We start from the raw sequence: 18612 nt of genomic DNA, 5'->3' as shown, positions 1-18612 counted from the left end.
CGACTCTCGACCAGCCGGTGGCCATTCGACGATCGAGTAGGCACCGAGCGCCCATTGAGACCAGCGGGTGGCGTCTCGATGATCGAGTAGGCACCGAGCGCAGCGAGGCGCCGTATCGAGATCAGCCGACGGTGATCATGTCGTAGTCGCCGACCTGTGCGGCGAGGCTCGCGACATGGCTCTCGGCGTCGCCGAGAGTGTGGCTGATGGCCGTCAGACGGCTCATGTAGTGGGCGATCGGGTACTCGTTGGTCATGCCGATGCCGCCGTGCATCTGGATGGATTCCTGGCCGATCTTCCGGCCCGAACGCGCGATCTGCAGCTTGGCGCGCGAGGCAACCGTGGCGTCGGCGGTGCCGTCGGCCAGGGTCATCGTCGCGTACTGCGCCATGCTGCGGGCGAGTTCGAGCAGCACGTACAGATCCGCGGCCCGCTGGGTGAGGGTCTGGAAGTGCGCGAGGGTCACGCCGAACTGCTTGCGTGCCTTCAGGTACTCGACGGTCAGCTCCAGGGAGCGCTCCATCAGCCCGACGGCCTCATTGCACTGCGCGATCTGCGCGACGATCTCGGCCTCGGCGATGGCCGCGGTTGCGTCGCCGGAGCCGAGTCGGGTGGCGGCGGCGCCGTCGAAGACGATCTGGGCACCACGCCGACGATCCTGGGTCCGGTATGGGGTGCGGGTGACGCCGTCGGCGTCCGCGTCCACCAGGAAGAGCCCGATGTCGTCGCCGTCGCGGGCGGAGACGATCAGCTTATCCGCGCAATCGCCATGTCCGACAAGGGTCTTGGTGCCGGAGATGGTGCCGCCGGTGACGGTGGTGTCGACGGGGGAGAGGGGCCACCGGCTGCCGGCCTCATGATGGGCGAAGGCCACCAGCAGCTCGCCGGAGGCGACACCGCCGAGCAGTTCGGCGCGGGCGTCGCCCTCGGCTACGGCCGTCAGCAGGCTGGTCGGCACCAGCACCGCGTCGATGTACGGCTCGGGTGCCAGAGTGCGGCCCATCTCGATCAGCACGGCGGATGCCTCGATCGGCCCGGCGCCCGCGCCGCCGTCCTCTTCGGGCACGGTGAGGCCGAGAATGCCGATGTCGGCCAGCGACTTCCACACGTCGCGGTCCCAGCCGAGCGGGGTGTCGGTGACTGCACGCAGGGTCTCGATGTCGTATTTCTTGCTCAACAGATCGCGCGCGGTGTCGCGCAACATCGTCTGTTCGTCGGAGAGTTCGAAGTCCATGGAATGTCCTTGTGGGAGAAGGTTCGTCGGTGGGCGTGTCGCGGGCTACAGGCCCAGGACGGCCTTGTCGATGATCTGGCGCTGCACCTCGGACGATCCTCCGTAGATGGTCACCTTGCGGTAATTGAGGTAGGTCGGCGCGGTGAGCTGGGCCCAGACCGGGACCTCGATGTCGGCCGAGCCGTTCGGAGCGGCCGGATCGAGCTCGGCGACCGGCAGGGAATCCGGGCCGGCGATGTCGACGAGCAATTCCATTGCGGCCTGCTGCAATTCACTGCCGCGCAGCTTCAGCAGCGACGATGCCGGGTTGGGCTTGCCGTCGGCCGAGCCGGCGACGACCCGCAACTGGGTGAGTTCCAGCGCCAGCAGCTCGTTCTCGATCTCGGCGAGGCGCGCGGCGAACAGCGGATCCTCGAGGAGGGTGCCGGTCGCGGTCTTCGTTTCGGCAGCGAGCTTCTTGGCACGGGCCAGACGGGTCTTCGTGTAGCCGACGCGGGCGATGCCGCTGCGCTCGTTGCCGAGCAGGAACTTGGCCTGCGTCCAGCCGGTGTTCTCTTCGCCGACAAGGTTTTCCACAGGTACGCGGACGTCGTTGAAGAAGACCTCGTTGACCTCGTAGCCGCCGTCGATGAGCTGGATCGGACGCAACTCCACACCCGGGGTGTCCATCGGGAACAGCAGCATGCTGATGCCCGCCTGCTTCTTGACGTCCGGGTCGGTGCGCACCAGGCAGAAGATCCAGTCGGCGTACTGGCCGAGGGTCGTCCACGTCTTCTGGCCGTTGACCACGTAGTGGTCGCCGTCGCGGACCGCACGGGTCTTCAGCGATGCGAGGTCGGAACCGGCATCGGGCTCGGAAAAGCCCTGGCACCACCAGATGTCGAGGTTCGCGGTCTTCGCCAGGAAGCGTTCCTTCATCTCCGGCGAGCCGAACTGGGCGATGACCGGCCCGATCATGCCCGCGTTGAACGGCAGCAGATCGGGGACGAACGCGAGGCTCATCTCCTCGCGGTAGATGTGATGCTGGATCGGCGTCCAGTCCTTGCCGCCGTGTTCGGTCGGCCAGTGCGGGACGGCCAGCCCGTTCTCGTTCAGGATGCGCGTCGTGGTGACGATGTCATCCGGGTAGTTGAGTTTGCCTTCCGCATTGCGCTTGCGGATGTCTTCGGGGATCTCGGTGGTGAAGAAGGTGCGCAGTTCTTCGCGGAATGCCTCTTCTTCGGGACTGAATTTCAGCTGCATGGACTGAATGTAGCAGCTGACCGGAACGCTAACGCAACGATCTTTGCAATAATGGCGCGCATGACGATCGGGGAGTCCGAATACGGCCAATCCATGGCCGACCAGCAGGTACGTCCGCGGCCGGGCGGGCGGAGTGCCCGAGTACAGCTCGCCGTCTACCGGGCTGTCGGTGACCTGGTCGACGAGGGTGGCGGCAATGCTCTGACCATTCCGCAGATCGCCGAACGCGCGGGCGTGAATCCGACGAGTGTGTATCGGCGGTGGGGCACGGTGGATGCGCTACTCGGTGAGGTCGCGGTGTTCGTCCTGACCCGCGAGGAACGGATTCCGGATACCGGTGAGCTCTTCCGGGATCTGACGGAGTGGATCGCCGCTATCGCCGCGGACCTCGGCCTGCCGAACCGGCGCGCACATCTGCGTGCGATGGTGGCGGCCCGCACCGGAATCGTCGTGCAGTGTGCGTGCTGGGAATTCCGTCGCCGGCAGATCGAGGAGATGGTCGGCCGGGCCCGGGCGCGGGGAGAGCAGGTGCCCATCGAGGATCAGGTGCTCGACCACGTCATCGCACCCCTCTATCACCGTGCCGTCTTCGGGCTGCCCATCGACGGGGACCTGGCGATCGGCTTCGTCGCGGATGTGATGCGTATGGCCGCGCCGGAATCGGGCACGGTTACTCTGCCTGCATGAAGCATGTGCACGCATTTCGCGACGACTGTCTCGGGGAACTGGACGCGACCGGTGTCGCACAGGCCATCGCGGCCGGTGACTTCTCCGCGGATGAGGCGCTGACCGCCGCTCTGGGACGTCTCGATGCCGTCGAACCGGAACTGCACGGCGTCGTGGTCGACGACCGTGATCGCGCACGGCAGCGAGCAACCGAAAGTGCATTCCCCCCAGGGGTTTTCCGCGGTGTGCCCACTCTGATCAAGAACAACACGCTGTTCACCGGGATACCGACGCGGCACGGTTCGGCGGCGACCTCGGATCGTCCCGCGGATCGCAACGAGGCGTTCACCGACCAACTGCTGGCCACCGGCGTGAACATCGTCGGGGCATCCACGTTGCCGGCCTTCGGGCTGACGGCCACCACCGAATACGTCGACGGTGAGCCGACGCGGAATCCCTGGGACACCGACTACTCGTCCGGTGGATCGTCGGGCGGGTCGTCGGCGCTCGTCGCCGCGGGCGTGGTGCCGATCGCGCATGCGAACGACGGTGGCGGATCCATTCGGATCCCCGCCGCGGCCTGCGGGCTCGTCGGCCTTAAGCCCAGTCGTGGGCGGGTGGCCCAGGCTCTGGAGATGGAGTCCGCGCCCATCGATCTGGTGTCCAACGGCATCGTCTCCCGGTCGGTCCGCGACACCGCGAATTTCCTCGCCGACATCGAACGGCAGGGGCCGATGACCGATCTGCCGCCGGTGCGCCTCGTGGAGGGGCCGGGGCAGCGTCGGCTGCGCATCGGTGTCGTCACCGACACCATCACCGACAGTCCGCTCGACGCCGACACGCGAGCGACCGTCGATGCCGCCGCGGAATTGCTGAGCGGCCTGGGGCATCACGTGGAATCCATTCCGGTGCCGGTGAATCCGAGCTTTGTCTGGCAGTTCATCGACTATTGGGCGCTCATGGCGTTCTCCATCGACCACTTCGGCAAGCGGACCATCGACCCGGGATTCGACCGCTCGAAACTCGATGTCTTCACGCAGGGGCTGTCCACGAGCTTCCGGTCCCGGTTCTGGCGACTGCCCGCCACCCTCATCGGTTTGCGACGGGCGACCGCCCGCTACCGGAAGACCTTCGAGCGCTTCGACCTGGTGATGTCGCCGACCCTCGCGCACACCACCCCGCAGATCGGATACCTGGACCCGGCAGGCGATTTCGACGAGATCTTCGCGCGGCTGATGCGGTGGGTGGCCTTCACGCCGCTGAACAACGCGACCGGAACCCCCGCGATCACCCTGCCGATGGGCACCTCCGCCGACGGTCTGCCGATCGGCGTGCACCTCGGCTCCGACCTCGGGCAGGAACGTCTGCTGCTGGAGCTGGCCTTCGAAATCGAAGCGGCGCAACCGTTCGCGCGGATTCAGCACAGCTGAGGTTCATAACAAAAGTTGCCGTTTGCCGCGGATCGCGCGGCAAACGGCAACCTTTGTGGATCGACGAGCGTCGATCGGTGCGGTCGTCTAGTGGACGACTGCCTTCTCCGCACCGACTCCGGTGAGAGAACGAACTTCCATCTCCGCGTTGCGTTCCGGCGTTCCGCGCTCCGACGAGGTCAGGGTGCCGATGATGCCGAACAGGAAACCGATCGGGATGGAGATGATGCCCGGGTTGGCGAGCGGGAACCAGGCGAAGTCCGCGTCCGGGATCATCGCCGTCTTGCTGCCGGAGACCGCGGGAGAGAACACGATCAGGACGATCGTCGAGATCAGGCCGCCGTAGATGCTCCACAGTGCGCCGCGGGTGTTGAACCGCTTCCAGTACAGCGAGTACAGGATGGTCGGCAGGTTCGCGGCCGCCGCGATGGCGAAGGCCAGTGCCACCAGGAACGCGATGTTCTGCCCGTTGGCGAGGATCCCCAGGATGATGGCCATGATGCCGAGCACCACCACCGTGTAGCGCGACACGCGGACCTGGTCGGTCTCACTTGCCTTGCCGCGCTTGATGACACTGCCGTAGATGTCGTGGGCGAACGAGGCCGACGCGGTGATCGCCAGGCCGGCGACGACCGCGAGGATGGTCGCGAAGGCCACCGCGGAGATGATGCCGAGGAGCACCACACCGCCGATCTCGAAGGCCAGCAGCGGTGCCGCCGAGTTCTGCTTGCCCGCCGCGGCCATGATCTTGTCGGGTCCGACGATCGCGGCCGCACCGTAGCCCAGCACCAGGGTGAACAGGTAGAAGGCGCCGATCAGGGCGATGGCCCAGACCACCGACTTACGGGCCTCCTTGGCCGTCGGCACGGTGTAGAAGCGCATCAGGACGTGGGGCAGGCCCGCGGTACCGAGCACCAGCGCGATGGCCAGCGAGAGGAAGTTGATCTTCGACTCGGTGGAGCCGCCGTACTGTGCGCCCGGTGCCAGGACGTCACGGTTCGCGATGGCCTCGTCGGCCGAACCGCCGATGGCGTTCTGTGCCGTACCGAGGATGTCGGAGAGGTTGAACCCGAACTTCGCGAGCACGATGACGGTCATCAGCGCGGCACCCGCGATCAGCAGGACGGCCTTGATGATCTGCACCCAGGTGGTGCCCTTCATGCCGCCGATGAGCACGTACACGATCATCAGTGCACCGACGACCGCGATGACGATCGACTGTCCCACACGGCTTTCGATGTCGAGGAGCAGTGCGACGAGTCCACCCGCGCCGGCCATCTGGGCGAGCAGATAGAACAGCGACACCACGAGTGTGGAGATCGCCGCGGCCAGGCGCACCGGACGCTGCTTGAGGCGGAAGCTCAGCACGTCGGCCATCGTGAATTTGCCGGTGTTGCGCAACAATTCGGCCACCAGCAGCAGCGCGACGAGCCACGCGACGAGGAAGCCGATGGAGTACAGGAAGCCGTCGTAGCCGTAGACGGCGATGGCGCCGGCGATGCCGAGGAAGCTGGCGGCGGACAGGTAGTCGCCCGCGATGGCGATGCCGTTCTGCGGTCCGGAGAAGCCGCGGCCGCCGGTGAAGAAGTCGGCCGCCGACGAGTTGTTCTTGCTGGCCCGGATCACCACATACATGGTGACGGCGACGAAGGCCGCGAAGATGGCGATGTTGGCGACCGGGTTGCCCACTGCGGCAGCCAGATTCACCGTGGTGGTGCTGTTCATGCGTCGGTTCCTTCCATCTTCTCGCGGATCGCGGTCGCGCGGGGGTCGAGCACCCGGTTGGCGAACCGGACGTAGAGGCCGGTGATGACGAAGGTGGTGACGAACTGCAACAGGCCGAGAATCAGGCCGAGGTTGATGTTGCCCCACACCTTGGTGGCCATGAAGTCGTGCGCGAAGGCGCCGAGCAGCACGTAGATCGCGTACCAGATGAGGAAGAAGGCGCTCATCGGGAAGACGAAGGTGCGGAGGCGACGGCGCAGATCCTGGAATTCGGGACTGTGCTGTACCTCGACGAAGTCCGCGCCGGTGGGCGTATGCACGGACTCGGGTGGATGGTCGACCGTGGACACGGGCACTCCTCCTGGTTCTCGGACGGGCGGAAGTGACCGTCCTTTCTTCAGGGAGAGTAGAGAGGCGCAGGTCACACCGGGAAGCTGTGGGACAGCTCACACGCCGAAGCCCGCAGGCTGTGCGCCGGACGGTCGATTCAGGCCGACGAACGGTCGTCGGGAAGTCGTTCGACGCCGAGCCCCAGACGCTCGGGGACGTGCATCCGCGCGAAGATCCGGGCCACGTCCGGCGGCCGTGCCGACCGGGTGGCGAGACTGACCAGAATCATCGTCAGGAAGGACACCGGGACGGTGATCGCGGCCGGGTAGCCGATCAGCACCGACAACCAGCCGGCCCACAGGTCGGGGTCGACCAGGCCGGAGATGGCGACCGTCGCGGCGGCCCCGGACGTGATGCCGCCGACGATCAGTCCGGCGATCGCGCCGTAGGCGGTCAGACCACGCCACCAGATGCCCAGCATCAGCAGCGGGCACAGGGTGGAGGCGGCGACCGCGAACACCAGGCCGACGGTGCGGGACAGTTCGAGCGAGGACGCGGCCAGCGAGAGCAGGATGGGCACCGCTCCGCCGATCAGCGCGGCGGCCCGGAAGTCGCGGACCCGGCCGCGCAGGACGTCGGTCGCCAGCGCGCCGGCGATGCTGACGAGCAGCCCGGACGAGGTCGCGAGGAAGGCGGCGATCGCCCCCGCGGCCACCAGTGCGCCGAGCAGTTGTCCGCCCACGCCGCCGATGGCCGCGCTGGGCAGCAGCAGGACGGCGGCGTCCGCCGATCCGGTGATCAGCAGCTGCGGGACGTAGAGTCGGGCGAAGATGCCGAGCACGGTGGGGAACAGGTAGAAGAGCGACAGCAGCGCGATGACCGCGAGCGCGGTCCGTCGTGCCGACCGTCCGTCGGGGTTCGTGTAGAAGCGGACCAGCACATGCGGTAATCCCATGGTGCCCAGGAAGGTTGCCACGATCAGCGACAGCACCTGATACAGGGGATGGCTGTCGCCGAGGCCGCGGCCCGCGGTCAGCCAGTCCGCGCCGGTCGTCGGTGCGCGGTCGACCACCGGTGTCGCCGCGCCGGCCGCCAGCCGGAGGGTGGTGCCCGCGTCCAGCGAGTGCGTGCCCGGCCCCGGCAAGGGGGCGTCGACGACCGGCCGGTCGTCCATCGTGCCGGTCACCGTGACCCCCGCGGCATCGCTGACGGTGACCACGACGTCGGTGGTGATGTCGACGGTCGTGGCCCGGTCGACGCGCGGTGGTGCCGGGTCGCCCAGGGGTGCGGGATCGGCGGTGAAGACGGCGAGGAGGGCGAAGGCCGGTATCGCGATCGCGGTGAGCTTGAGCCAGTACTGGAAGGCCTGCACGAAGGTGATCGACCGCATCCCGCCGCCCACCACGTTGAGCACCACGATGGCGCCCACGGCGACCACCCCGGCCCAGACCGGCAGGCCGAGCAGGATGTTGAGAGTCAGTCCGGCGCCCTGGAATTGGGGAATCAGGTACAGCACGCACACCACGACCACCACCATCGTCGCGATGCGTCGCGCGGTCAGCGACCCGAGCCGGAACTCGGTGAAGTCGGGGACCGTGTAGGCGCCGGAGCGTCGCAGTGGCGCCGCGACGAACAGCAGCAGTCCCAGGTATCCGGCGGTGAAGCCGACCGGATACCACAGTGCGTCCGCGCCGTACTTCGCGACGAGGCCGGCGACGCCGAGAAAGGATGCGGCGGAGAGGTATTCGCCGGAGATGGCGGCCGCGTTCCAGCGCGAGCCCACGCTGCGGGAGGCGACCAGGAAGTCCGACGTGGTGCGTGAGAGCCGTCCGCCGTAGGCGCCGAGCGCCAGGGTGGCGAGGGCCGCGAGCGCCAGGGCGACGGCGGTCGGCCACTCGATGGTGCCGATCACCGGCATCCCGCGGTGATCGGCGGCTGCGGGTCAGGTGTCACTGTCGACCACGCCCAGGAAGTCGCGCTCGGCCTGTTCGGCGAGTCGCACGTAGAGTCGTCCGGCGATGTAGAGGATCGGATAGAGCAGCACGCCCAGCACGATCCAGTACAGCCGGATACCCGCGACCGTGACGTCGATGAGGCCGGGAAAGATGGTGCCCACCAACGGGATCGCGATGATCAGCGCGGTGACGCTGACGCCGATGCGCAGCGCGATGCCGAGTTGGGCGCGCATCAGGCCCCGCACCAGGGCGTCACCGACCTCGGTCTGTTCCTGGACCTCGACGCGCGTGCGGACCATGCGTGCACCCCGGCGCTGTGCCAGCACCACCCGTTCCCGGTGTCGCCGCTGTGCTGGCTGGTCGGCGTGCTGGTCGGGGTCGCGCCGCTGCGGCGCATGGTCGTTCACGACGGTTCGCTCCCGGATTTGAGGTCCCGCATGGGATCCCGGATGAGACGATCCTTGAGATCGCGCACTTGACGGCGGCTGACCGGCAACTCCACCGCCGGTGCGGCGCCGTTCTCGCGGATGCACACCACGGTCCCCGAACCGGCGGTACGCAGGCCGGTCACCATCGGCAGGGCCACCAGATACGAGCGGTGCACGCGGTGGAAGCCCTGGTCCTGCCATCGGGTTGCCAAGGTGGACAACGGAATCCGCACCAGATGTGAGCCCGTCGCAGAGTGCAGCCGCGCGTAGTCGCCGACTGCCTCGACCCAGGAGATGGAATCCCGCCGCACCAGTGAGGTGGTCCCCGAGAGTTCCACCGGGATCACCTCGTCCGGGCCGGGTGCGCCGGGGGCCGGGGCGGGGTGGGTTCGCGAGTCGGCGCCGGCACGCGCCGCGACGACCCGTTCGATCGCCTGCGCGAGCCGTTCGGTGCGCAGGGGTTTCAGCAGGTAGTCGACGGCGCCGACCTCGAAGGCGTCGACCGCTTTGTCATCATGCGCGGTCACGAACACCACGGTGGGAGGCTCGGCGTAGCGGGTGAGGACGCCCGCGAGTTCCAGACCCGACAGGCCGGGCATGTTGATGTCGAGGAAGATCGCGTCGACGCGGCGTTCGTTCAGTTCACGCAGGGCCTCGGTGGCGTCACCCGCGCCGTGCACCTCGGCCACCTCGGGCTGTTCGCCGAGGAGATAGCACAGTTCGTCGAGGGCGGGGCGCTCGTCGTCGACGGCCAGTACCACCAGCGACATGTCCTCGGACTCCTGACCTCAGGCGCGGATTCCCGCACGGAACTTCGGCACCCGCATACCGACCCGGGTGCCCGCATCGATGCCGGTTTCGACCACTAGACCGTAATCGTTGCCGAATGCCGCGCGCAGCCGATGATCGACATTGCTGAGACCGACCTGGGCACCGTCGGAGTCGGTGCGCTGCCGCGGATCGGAACCGTCGTCGAGCGCGTCGATGTCGCCGCTGCGCAACAGTTCCGGGTCCATGCCGACACCGTCGTCCTCGACCGTGATCACGCAGTCGTTGCCCTCGTCCCGCGCAACGATGGTGATGGTGCCGCCACCCTTGGCCGCCAGGCCGTGCCGCACGGCGTTCTCCACCAGTGGCTGCAGGGCGAGGAACGGCAGTACGACGTTGAGCACCTCGGGCGCGACCTGGAGTTTCACGTTCAGCGACGACCCGAAGCGTGCTCGTTCCAGCGTCAGGTAGCGGTCGATGTTGCGCAGTTCGTCGGAGAGCACGGTGTACTCGCCCGCCGCGCGGAAGGAGTAGCGGGTGAAGTCGGCGAAGTCGAGGATGAGTTCCCGGGCCCGATCGGGGTCGGTGCGGACGAAGGAGCCGATGGTGTTGAGCGCGTTGTAGATGAAGTGCGGGCTGATCTGTGCGCGCAGGGCGAGCACCTCGGCGCGGTCGAGCCGCGCCCGCGACAACTCCAGATCGGCCAGTTCGATCTGGCTGGACACATACCGAGCGACCTCGGCGATCGCGCCGAGCATGCCGGGTCCGGGCTCCTTCGTCGTCGCGACCACCAGGACGCCCAGCCCGGTGTCCTCGGTGATGAGGGGTTCGGCGATCAGGGTGCGGACCGCCGACTCCGGACCGCACGGGTCGTTCACCAATACCCGGCGCCGGTGCGCCTCGGCGTCGACGGCGGCACGGCCTGCGGACTCGGTGAGCCGATCTCCGGCCTGCTGGTCCTCCCGGATCGTCGGTGCGGCATCGGAGGCCAGAAGTGTGCCGTCGATGTCGTAGAGGGCGACCGCATCGGCCGCGGTCAGGGCACGCAGGTGGGGCAGTGCATCACGCGCCGACTCGGCCGTCAGGCCACCGCGCAGTGACCGCGCCGCCTGCGCCGCGGTGTGCAGGGCGAAGTGCACGGCGCGCTCGGTCGGGGTGGTGACCCCGCGACGCGTCCGCAGCAGCACCGCCACGACCACCACCGCGAGCACCACCAGGATCGCGAGTGCCACCGCGAGACTCGACATTCGTGCACCTCACTGCGTCATCGTTGGTCCGACCATGGTCGCAAACCGCGAGGCGATTCCCGCCGGAATCCGTGGCGGCGAACAATTTACTGTTCTGCAAAGGTGGTGCGACAGCGCGCAGTGCCGTTAGTCTAACTAAATGACACTGCCGTCTTTCCTTCGTAAATCCGCCATCGCGCTCGTCGCCGGACTCGGTGTGGCTCTTGCCATGCCCGCCGCGCAGGCGGATGCCCAGGCTCCCCTCAAGCCCATCGCCAAGCTCGACGCGAAGCGCTACCTCGGGGACTGGTACCAGATCGCGGCCTACCCGCAGTTCTTCAATCTGGTGTGCGCGAGGGACACCCGCGCCAACTACACACCGAAGCCCAACGGCGACATCCGTGTCATCAACAGCTGCACCACATGGCTCGGCACCCCGAACAAGATCGTCGGCAGTGCGCGCACCATCGACAAGAAGACCGGCGCCCAGCTCAAGGTCGTGTTCCCGTCCACGCCGAATCAGGGCTCGCCCAACGGCCCGGCGAACTACGTCGTCACCTATCTGGCCGACGACTACTCGCTGGCCATCGTCGGAAACCCCAGCCGCACTTCGGGGTTCGTCCTGTCTCGCACACCGTCGGTGTCGCCGAAGACCTGGCAGACGGTGCGGTCGACGATCGAGAAGCGCGGCTTCAACAGCTGCCTCTTCCTGACGACGCCGACCACCGGCGGCAACCCGAACCTGCAGCCGCTCTGCACGATCTGAGTCGCTCATGAGTGCTGATACGCAATCAGGTCATCAGCGATCGGGCAATCGGCGCTTCCGGCAAGCAGCCACGGTCGCCACACCGTTCCTCGGCGGTCCCGCGCGGATCGCCTGGGTCGGCGCCGGCACCCTCCTCGACCGGCGACGTGCCGGCCGACCACCGAAGCCGGTGCGCCGCACCCCTGTTCGGGATGAGTCGAGGCTCCGGTCGATCGCCCGTCTGGTGCTGTCGTCGTTTCTGGTCTTCGCCGGCGTCAGCCACCTGACGTGGGCGAAGAAGGAGTTCCACGCACAGGTTCCGGACTGGGTGCCGATGGACACCGACGATGTCGTCGTCGTATCCGGTGTCGCCGAGATCGGACTCGGTACCGCGCTGGCCTTCGTTCGTCGTCGACGCACGCTGGTCGGCCGCATCGTCGCGGCCTTCTTCATCGCCGTGTTCCCCGGGAACATCGCCCAATGGCGTGGGCACCGCGACGGTTTCGGCCTCGACACCGACGGGAAACGCTTCGCGCGACTGTTCTTCCAGCCGGTCCTGGTCGCCTGGGCGATCTGGTCGACCGCCGGTGCGAAGCGCCGCGGCTGAACCGGGTCAGTACACCGACCACTCGCTCTGCGCGTAACGCAGAATACGCGGATCCATCAATGTCGACGGCGGCATGGCGATGCGCTCGCGGTCGCGCGGGAACACCGCGGCGGCCGCGAGTTCGTCAGCGGTGAGGAAGCGCAGCGGCGACGGTGCATCCAGTCGCAGCGGCGGCGCGGTGTGCGCGACGAGGTGGAATCCCCAGTCGCCGAAGGACGGAACGTCGACGTGATACGGGGTGCCGTCGAAACCGGCCTCGCGCAGTGTGGAGTCGATGCACCAGAAGGACTTCGGTGCGAAATACGGTGAGCCGGACTGCACCACCGCGCGTCCGCCGTCCGCGAGGTGCGCCCGCACCAGGGCGTAGAACTCGACCGAGTAGAGCTTGGCGGTCGCCGACTCGTCCGGGTCCGGCATGTCGACGATGATCACGTCGTAGCGCTCGCGATGATCCCGCAGCCAATTGAAGGCGTCCGCGGCGACGACGTGGCTGCGTGGATCGTCCATCGCACCGCGATTGAGCGTGCGCAGCCGATCGTCGGTGCGCGCCAGCCGGATCATCTCCGGGTCGAGTTCCACGAGGGTGGCGGAGCCGACGTCGGGATAGCGCAGCACCTCCCGCAGCGCCAGACCGTCGCCGCCACCGAGAATCAGCACCGACGACCGGCTCCCCGCCATGGCGGGGTGGACGAGCGCCTCGTGGTAGCGATATTCGTCGATGGAGGAGAACTGCAGGTCCCCGTTGAGGAAGAGCCGGGTGTCCGGGCCGAGGCCGGTGCGGCGCTCGGTGATCACGATGTCCTGGTATGCGGTGCGCTCGGCCGCGACGACCGGATCGCGGAACATCGCCTGCCGCGCGGTCACCTCGAAGCGGGTGGACAGCACCAGTCCGGCGACGAGCGCGGCGACCACCGCCACCGAGGTCAGGCCGAGAGTGATCAGGCGGACGCGGGGCAGCGACCGCCGGAACACCACGAAGACCAGGAAGCAGCCGGCGACGGCATTCACGAGCCCGACGATCAGGGCGCCCCGTAACTGGCCGAAGATCGGCAGCAGCAGGAACGGGAAGCAGAGGCCGCCGATCAGCGCGCCGATGTAGTCGACGGCGAAGATGTCGGCGACCGCGCTGCCTGCGTCCTGCCGTCGAATACGTTGCAGCAGCACCATGAGGAGCGGGATCTCGGCTCCGATGAGCAGGCCGAGGACGAAGGCGACCGCCACCAGGGCCGGTGTGTACAGCGAAACGTAGGCGAACGCCGCGTACAGCATCATCACAGACAGTCCGCCGATGAGTGCGAGAGCCAGCTCGATGATCGCGAACGCCGTGACGGCGTGCCGCTGCAGGGGTTTGGCGGCCAGCGAGCCGACCCCCATCGCGAAGACCATGACGGACAGGACGATCGACGCCTGCGTCGCGGTGTTCCCGATGAGGAAGGAACCGAGCGACACCAGGGCGAGTTCGTACACCAGACCGCATGCGGCACAGATGAAGACGACGGTCAGCAGCCCGGCGCGCGCCCAGCGGTTCCGGGGTGCGACGTCGTCCGTCTCAGCGAGTGTGTCGGATGCGGTCTGCGTCAACTGATCGCGAAACCGATGATGACCGCGATGCCGATGTGCGCGGCACCGTGTACCCACACGGCCGGATGACTGTCCGGGTGGATGACGAGCTCACCCAGCTTGCCGGGGGTGGACGCGTCGATGACGAGGAAGCTGAGCACCATCACGACGAGACCGATGATCGAGTACACGATGGTGTAGAGCAGGCCTTCGCCCAGTTGACCTTCGCTGGCCCGGATGGATGCCGCCACGATGATGACGATCGAGATGAGGTTGGCCCCCACCAGGATTCCGGCGTTCCGGTTGCGGTCCATCCACAGCTGATGCCGCAGGTTGCCCGGCGTGAGTGCGTCGACCACGACGAACGACAGCAACATCAGCAGCAGTCCGACGCCGCCGTAAGCCGCAGCGCTGTAGCCGTTTTCGACGATTCTGGTGAGCACGATGTCCTCCGGTGATGTGTGGGTGGTGGTCAGGGTCGTCGGTGTGAGAAATGGTGGGCCGGAGTCACTTGCCGCCTCCGCCGGAACCTCCGCCGCGGTAATTGCTGCCACCGCCGCCGAAGTTGGGGATCGGCACCCAGAAGCCGCCGACATAGGAGTGGTAATGGTTGTAGCCGGACTGATAGTCCTTGCTCACCATCACGCGGGTCTTGTTGCCCGCCATGGGAAACAGGCCCACCAGATAGTCGCGGTACTGCAGGAACCGGGTACCCGCCACGTTGCCCGCGTTCCGTGAGTCGCCGCTGCGCCGATCTTCGGGGCGCTGGACGTCCACGAGCTTCGATTCGACGGATTCGGGTGACCCGTCGGCGACGTAAGCGGTCACGTTGGTCTCGTCCAGCGAGGGCTTCCGCTCATAATTGGCGGAGATGTACTTCCGCGCACTCGAGCCGTCCGGGTTCATCTTCACCGCGCATGAGCCGATGATGCCGAGCAGCGCGACGAGCGCGATCACGCCGATGATGATGTTGCGGACCCGGTTCAGGCCGCGGCGCGGATCGGGTTCGGGTTCGGGTTCGAAGTCGCCCGCGCCGTGACCTCCCGGCGGCGGCCCGAACGGTGGTGGCCCGAATGGCGGCGGACCGGGTGGAGGGGGAGGTCCGCCGGGCGGTGGTCCCGCGGGCGGTGGCAGTGGACTTCCGGGCGGGGGAAGGTTCCCCGACGGCGGTCCGGCAGGAGGCGGCGGACCCGATGGAGGAGGTCCGGCCGACGGTGGCGGACCCGGTGGAGGCGGTCCTGCCGGCGGTGGCGAACTCGGTGCGGGGTCGTCGTCGGGACCGGGACCTGGCGCGGGGTCACGTGGCCGATCGTCGGGCCCCTGAGGTGGCGTGGTCATCGTGTGGTCACCTCGGTGGGTTGTGCCGTGCGGTAAAGGAATTCGGATCGGGTCAGCACGACGTCGCCCGACTGCGGATAGGTGTGCCAGGTCTGCCAGCTCACCGCGGTGTCGGTCACGTCCGCCAATATCGCGGTCACCGCGAGCGGGTCGCCGGGAAAACAACCCGCAACCGCCGGACGTCCTGCTGCACTGTGCGTCTCGGCGTCGGCGAGAATCTCGCCGACGAGATCGGCGAACCGATCGCGCGGCTGATTCCGGACGACGGAGCAGAACCGGTAGCCGCGTCCGGTATGCGACGGCGGCAGCGGCGCATCGAGTTCCGGCAGGCAGGCGACCGTCTCGCTCAGGTGCCGCGGCGGACCCGCCGCGTCGTCGACATCGACGAGCACCTGATGGCTGGCCCCGAGGAGACGCAGCGACAGTCGCAGGCCGTCCGCCGCATGGTCGCGCAGGGCGAGTGCCTCGGCGGGTGATGCGGACAGCGAATAGCGGAGTTGATCGGCGCGGGTGTCGACGTAGGGCACCTGCAGCCGTGTGTGCGCTCCGGCCGGAACGGTGATCGGACTGCTCACGCTTCGGGCGCCGGATTCGACGGATAGATCCGGTAGTCGGTGCGCGCCAGCAGTTCTCCTCGCGCGCATTCCCATCCCGAACCGAAATCCTCGAAGGACAGCCGGTCGTCACCGCTGGAATAGTCGTGATAGCGGACGCTGCCCCGGGCGGACAGTCCCGTGGTGCCCGCGGAGGTGAACTCGGCCGAGCCGGCCTCGTCCGAGGTGTAACGCCGCCCCTCGAGTTCGATGGTCTGGGCACCCGGCTCCACGGTCACCCCGGAGATCTCCTGCCACAGAACCACTTCGAGGTCCGGATCATCCTCCACCGACAGCCACGCCTTGGTGCCGACGCCGGTGTCGAGGAAGTTCTCGGTCCAGACATAGCTGCCCTGGGTGAGGCGCAGGGTGCCACGGACCGCGTAGGTCTGGCCGCGGAGATCAACGAGGTCGCTCGGCTTGAGCTGACGGGGATCGCCGCGCACCGCGTCGTCGTCGGCGGAGGAGAACGGATCCCCCGGCCGGTAGGTCCGGTTCCGGAGGGCGTCGGCCTCCGCCTGTCGGGCTCGCCGATTGCCGAGGAAGTTGAAGACCACCACCACGGCGATGATGAGCAGCAGGGCGACGATCACGATGAGCAGGATGTCCACGACTCCGACGATATCGGGGATCGGCGCCCTGCGGCATAGCGGTCATCGGAACGGACGACATCCGTCGCTCGATCGCGACCGCGTCACATCCGGGACTGCCGTCCGTCGACTACGTCGTCAATGTTCGTGGGGACGTGAAGGTGAAGGTGCGTGGTTCCACGATCGGGTGGTCCGCCGAGCAGGCCAGGGCGCCGTACCGGGTGCTCGGCCCCGCTGCGGAAAGCACGGCGCGGCAACTGACGAAGCAGGGCAGCGCGCAGCTGAAGTCGGTCCTGCCGGGCGTATCGGTGACGTGGCCACAGGAGACGCACCGCTGATCATCGGTCGCGCCACGGTTTCGACAACGCTGAATCTAATCATTGTCGTGACGGCCGTGGTCGCGAACCCTGGACCCTCAGGGCGCACCCGCATCGATGTCGGGTGCGCGGACAACAGGTCGAAGGGTGAACATGGTCATCGCAGTCCAGGAGCGCGGGAGTGCGGCGCCGGTGGACGTCCCCGGAGCCGGTGCCGGCTCCACCGAGCGCACGGCCGAGCGGTCGGGTCCGGCTCGCAAACGGTGGTATCGGAGTTCGGCTCCGCTGCGGTTGCTGTCGCCGATCGCCCTGCTCGTGCTGTGGCAGATCGGCAGCACCACCGGGCTGCTGTCCGAACAGGTGCTGCCCGCGCCGTCGACGGTCGCCTCCGCGGGGCTCGAACTCATCCGCTCCGGTGAATTGGCGTCCGCGCTGCAGGCGTCCGGTCTTCGCGCACTGTACGGGTTCACACTCGGTGCGGTCGTCGGCATCGGCCTCGGCGTGCTCACCGGTCTGAGCAGGATCGGCGAGTTCGTCCTCGATCCGCCACTGCAGATGCTGCGGACGATCCCACTGTTCGGGTTGATCCCGTTGTTCATCATCTGGTTCGGCATCGACGATGCCCCGAAGGTGTACCTGATCGCGTTGGGTGTCGCATTCCCGTTGTACCTCAACACCTTTGCCGCGATCCGGCAGATCGATCCGAAGCTCGTCGAACTCGGTGAGGTACTCCATCTGACCCGCGGTGAACGGCTGCGCAACCTGGTGCTGCCGGGTGCGCTGCCGCAGATCCTCGTCGGCATGCGGCAGAGCCTCGGCATCGCGTGGCTGACGCTGATCGTCGCCGAGCAGATCAATGCGGGCTCCGGTCTGGGCTACATCGTCAACAACGCCCGTGATTTCCTGCGCACCGACATCGTGATCTTCGGCCTGATCGTCTACGGCCTGCTCGGTCTGATCACCGATGCGATCGTCCGATGGTTCGAGGTCCGCGCACTGCGCTGGCGTCCGGCGGGTGTCCGATGAGCGCGCCCCGGGTGAAAGCGGCGTCCGCGGCCCGGACGCACGGCCCGGTCGTCGAGATCACCGGACTGACGAAGTCCTTCGGCGACAACGAGCCGGTCCTGAACGGGATCGACCTGCGCGTGGACCGCGGCGAGATCGTCGCGCTCGTGGGCCGCAGCGGATCGGGCAAGTCGACGTTGCTGCGAACCATCGGCGGACTCGTCCCCGACCACGGCGGTGACGTCACCGTCGACGGTGCGCCGACGATCGTCTTCCAGGAGCCGCGCCTCATCCCGTGGCTGCGGACCACGCGCAACGTGGTGCTCGGTGATCCGCGCCGTAAGGAGCGTGCCGCCACCGAACGCGCCCGCGCCGCACTCGACGCGGTCGGTCTCGCCGATCGTGCGAACGCCTGGCCCCTGACGCTGTCGGGCGGCGAGGCGCAGCGCGCGGCACTGGCGCGGGCGCTCGTCGCCGAGCCGACGCTGCTCCTCCTCGACGAACCGTTCGGTGCGCTCGACGCGCTGACCCGGTTGTCGATGCACCGGCTGCTCCTCGAACTGTTCGACGAACACGATTTCGGTGTCCTGCTGGTCACCCACGACGTCTCGGAGGCCGTGACGCTCGCCGACCGCGTGCTCGTGCTCGATGACGGCCGGATCGCCGACGAGGTCGTCGTGGACCTGCCGCGTCCCCGTCGCGCGGCCGATCCCGAAGCGGCCACGTACGCCAACCGTCTGCTGCGCGCGCTGGGTGTGACCGAACCGGCCTTCTGAGCCACTGCCCGCGCGATCGGCCCGCTTGTCCCCACATGTGTGCCTTCTGTTCCGTATCCGTGATTCTCGAGAGAAAG

20 protein-coding genes are annotated in these 18612 nt (G+C 67.7%); 7 read left to right on the top strand and 13 right to left on the bottom strand.

Annotation, left to right across the window (positions count from 1 at the left end; genetic code table 11):
• Positions 1–121: 121 nt before the first annotated feature.
• Both AC4JJG_RS18500 and AC4JJG_RS18495 read right to left on the bottom strand, forming a co-directional pair.
• Complete coding sequence (locus AC4JJG_RS18500) at positions 122–1234, bottom strand: acyl-CoA dehydrogenase family protein (RefSeq protein WP_495398728.1); 1113 nt, start codon at positions 1232–1234, stop codon at positions 122–124.
• A gap of 45 nt (positions 1235–1279) precedes the next feature.
• The gene (locus tag AC4JJG_RS18495; protein WP_495398729.1) at positions 1280–2476 is read right to left on the bottom strand and encodes an acyl-CoA dehydrogenase family protein; all 1197 of its coding nucleotides are present in this window, start codon (positions 2474–2476) and stop codon (positions 1280–1282) included.
• A 60-nt stretch (positions 2477–2536) separates the two neighbouring features.
• Here AC4JJG_RS18495 and AC4JJG_RS18490 point away from each other — a divergent pair, with 60 nt between their 5' ends.
• Both AC4JJG_RS18490 and AC4JJG_RS18485 read left to right on the top strand, forming a co-directional pair.
• Positions 2537–3163, top strand: a complete 627-nt coding sequence (locus AC4JJG_RS18490; RefSeq protein ID WP_495398730.1) for a TetR/AcrR family transcriptional regulator — start codon at positions 2537–2539, stop codon at positions 3161–3163.
• Complete coding sequence (locus AC4JJG_RS18485) at positions 3160–4572, top strand: amidase (RefSeq protein WP_495398731.1); 1413 nt, start codon at positions 3160–3162, stop codon at positions 4570–4572. The genes AC4JJG_RS18490 and AC4JJG_RS18485 overlap by 4 nt, the downstream gene beginning before the upstream one ends.
• A gap of 87 nt (positions 4573–4659) precedes the next feature.
• Here the strand turns inward: AC4JJG_RS18485 and AC4JJG_RS18480 are convergent, their stop codons facing one another.
• From AC4JJG_RS18480 to AC4JJG_RS18455, 6 genes are all read right to left on the bottom strand, one after another.
• Positions 4660–6297: a monocarboxylic acid transporter gene (locus tag AC4JJG_RS18480; RefSeq protein ID WP_495398732.1), complete on the bottom strand. Its 1638-nt coding sequence runs from the start codon at positions 6295–6297 to the stop codon at positions 4660–4662.
• Positions 6294–6647: a DUF485 domain-containing protein gene (locus tag AC4JJG_RS18475; RefSeq protein ID WP_495398733.1), complete on the bottom strand. Its 354-nt coding sequence runs from the start codon at positions 6645–6647 to the stop codon at positions 6294–6296. Before AC4JJG_RS18475 ends, AC4JJG_RS18480 begins: the two co-directional genes overlap by 4 nt.
• Before the next feature lie 137 nt (positions 6648–6784).
• Positions 6785–8545, bottom strand: a complete 1761-nt coding sequence (locus tag AC4JJG_RS18470) for a sodium/solute symporter (RefSeq protein ID WP_495398734.1) — start codon at positions 8543–8545, stop codon at positions 6785–6787.
• Between the two features lie 24 nt (positions 8546–8569).
• Positions 8570–8881, bottom strand: a complete 312-nt coding sequence (locus tag AC4JJG_RS18465; protein ID WP_495399593.1) for a hypothetical protein — start codon at positions 8879–8881, stop codon at positions 8570–8572.
• Positions 8882–8985: 104 nt separating this feature from the next.
• On the bottom strand, positions 8986–9780 hold the full coding sequence (locus AC4JJG_RS18460; RefSeq protein WP_495398735.1) for a LytR/AlgR family response regulator transcription factor: 795 nt from the start codon (positions 9778–9780) through the stop codon (positions 8986–8988).
• Positions 9781–9798: 18 nt separating this feature from the next.
• Complete coding sequence (locus AC4JJG_RS18455) at positions 9799–11025, bottom strand: sensor histidine kinase (RefSeq protein ID WP_495398736.1); 1227 nt, start codon at positions 11023–11025, stop codon at positions 9799–9801.
• Positions 11026–11164: 139 nt separating this feature from the next.
• Here AC4JJG_RS18455 and AC4JJG_RS18450 point away from each other — a divergent pair, with 139 nt between their 5' ends.
• Both AC4JJG_RS18450 and AC4JJG_RS18445 read left to right on the top strand, forming a co-directional pair.
• Positions 11165–11770, top strand: a complete 606-nt coding sequence (locus tag AC4JJG_RS18450) for a lipocalin family protein (RefSeq protein WP_495398737.1) — start codon at positions 11165–11167, stop codon at positions 11768–11770.
• 169 nt (positions 11771–11939) lie between these two features.
• Positions 11940–12356 carry a DoxX family protein gene (locus tag AC4JJG_RS18445; protein WP_495399594.1) on the top strand — a complete coding sequence of 139 codons (417 nt, stop codon included), beginning with the start codon at positions 11940–11942 and terminating at the stop codon, positions 12354–12356.
• 6 nt (positions 12357–12362) lie between these two features.
• Here AC4JJG_RS18445 and AC4JJG_RS18440 read toward each other — a convergent pair whose 3' ends face one another.
• The 5 genes from AC4JJG_RS18440 to AC4JJG_RS18420 all read right to left on the bottom strand — a co-directional run bounded on the left by AC4JJG_RS18440 (position 12363) and on the right by AC4JJG_RS18420 (position 16458).
• A complete protein-coding gene (locus tag AC4JJG_RS18440; RefSeq protein ID WP_495398738.1) occupies positions 12363–13937 on the bottom strand; it encodes a polyamine aminopropyltransferase in 1575 nt (524 codons plus the stop codon).
• Positions 13934–14359 (bottom strand): DUF350 domain-containing protein, encoded by a 426-nt coding sequence (locus AC4JJG_RS18435; RefSeq protein WP_495399595.1) that lies wholly within the window; start codon positions 14357–14359, stop codon positions 13934–13936. Before AC4JJG_RS18435 ends, AC4JJG_RS18440 begins: the two co-directional genes overlap by 4 nt.
• Before the next feature lie 64 nt (positions 14360–14423).
• Positions 14424–14873 carry a DUF4247 domain-containing protein gene (locus AC4JJG_RS18430; protein WP_495398739.1) on the bottom strand — a complete coding sequence of 150 codons (450 nt, stop codon included), beginning with the start codon at positions 14871–14873 and terminating at the stop codon, positions 14424–14426.
• A 377-nt stretch (positions 14874–15250) separates the two neighbouring features.
• Entirely contained in the window at positions 15251–15829 is a 579-nt protein-coding gene (locus AC4JJG_RS18425; RefSeq protein WP_495398740.1) for a DUF2617 family protein, read from the bottom strand.
• Complete coding sequence (locus AC4JJG_RS18420) at positions 15826–16458, bottom strand: DUF4178 domain-containing protein (RefSeq protein WP_495398741.1); 633 nt, start codon at positions 16456–16458, stop codon at positions 15826–15828. The genes AC4JJG_RS18425 and AC4JJG_RS18420 overlap by 4 nt, the downstream gene beginning before the upstream one ends.
• A gap of 146 nt (positions 16459–16604) precedes the next feature.
• On the opposite strand from AC4JJG_RS18420, the gene AC4JJG_RS18415 reads away from it, so the two are divergent.
• From AC4JJG_RS18415 to AC4JJG_RS18405, 3 genes are all read left to right on the top strand, one after another.
• Positions 16605–16775, top strand: coding sequence for a hypothetical protein (locus AC4JJG_RS18415; protein WP_495398742.1), 171 nt, complete (start codon positions 16605–16607; stop codon positions 16773–16775).
• Between the two features lie 132 nt (positions 16776–16907).
• Positions 16908–17780, top strand: coding sequence for an ABC transporter permease (locus tag AC4JJG_RS18410; RefSeq protein ID WP_495398743.1), 873 nt, complete (start codon positions 16908–16910; stop codon positions 17778–17780).
• On the top strand, positions 17777–18535 hold the full coding sequence (locus AC4JJG_RS18405) for an ABC transporter ATP-binding protein (RefSeq protein WP_495398744.1): 759 nt from the start codon (positions 17777–17779) through the stop codon (positions 18533–18535). The genes AC4JJG_RS18410 and AC4JJG_RS18405 overlap by 4 nt, the downstream gene beginning before the upstream one ends.
• Positions 18536–18612: the final 77 nt, after the last annotated feature.

The sequence above is a fragment of the Gordonia sp. B8661-1 genome, from assembly GCF_059427765.1.
The sequence above is the reverse complement of the archived record's forward strand: the minus strand, read 5'-3'. Positions and strand labels throughout refer to the sequence as shown.

Coding starts and splice junctions, on each gene's coding strand:
- AC4JJG_RS18450 (WP_495398737.1), top strand. CDS start 11,165: ATGACACTGCCGTCTTTCCTTCGTAAATCCGCCATCGCGCTCGTCGCC.
- AC4JJG_RS18465 (WP_495399593.1), bottom strand. CDS start 8,881: ATGGTCCGCACGCGCGTCGAGGTCCAGGAACAGACCGAGGTCGGTGAC.
- AC4JJG_RS18495 (WP_495398729.1), bottom strand. CDS start 2,476: ATGCAGCTGAAATTCAGTCCCGAAGAAGAGGCATTCCGCGAAGAACTG.
- AC4JJG_RS18410 (WP_495398743.1), top strand. CDS start 16,908: ATGGTCATCGCAGTCCAGGAGCGCGGGAGTGCGGCGCCGGTGGACGTC.
- AC4JJG_RS18455 (WP_495398736.1), bottom strand. CDS start 11,025: ATGTCGAGTCTCGCGGTGGCACTCGCGATCCTGGTGGTGCTCGCGGTG.
- AC4JJG_RS18405 (WP_495398744.1), top strand. CDS start 17,777: ATGAGCGCGCCCCGGGTGAAAGCGGCGTCCGCGGCCCGGACGCACGGC.
- AC4JJG_RS18485 (WP_495398731.1), top strand. CDS start 3,160: ATGAAGCATGTGCACGCATTTCGCGACGACTGTCTCGGGGAACTGGAC.
- AC4JJG_RS18500 (WP_495398728.1), bottom strand. CDS start 1,234: ATGGACTTCGAACTCTCCGACGAACAGACGATGTTGCGCGACACCGCG.
- AC4JJG_RS18470 (WP_495398734.1), bottom strand. CDS start 8,545: ATGCCGGTGATCGGCACCATCGAGTGGCCGACCGCCGTCGCCCTGGCG.
- AC4JJG_RS18490 (WP_495398730.1), top strand. CDS start 2,537: ATGACGATCGGGGAGTCCGAATACGGCCAATCCATGGCCGACCAGCAG.
- AC4JJG_RS18480 (WP_495398732.1), bottom strand. CDS start 6,297: ATGAACAGCACCACCACGGTGAATCTGGCTGCCGCAGTGGGCAACCCG.
- AC4JJG_RS18460 (WP_495398735.1), bottom strand. CDS start 9,780: ATGTCGCTGGTGGTACTGGCCGTCGACGACGAGCGCCCCGCCCTCGAC.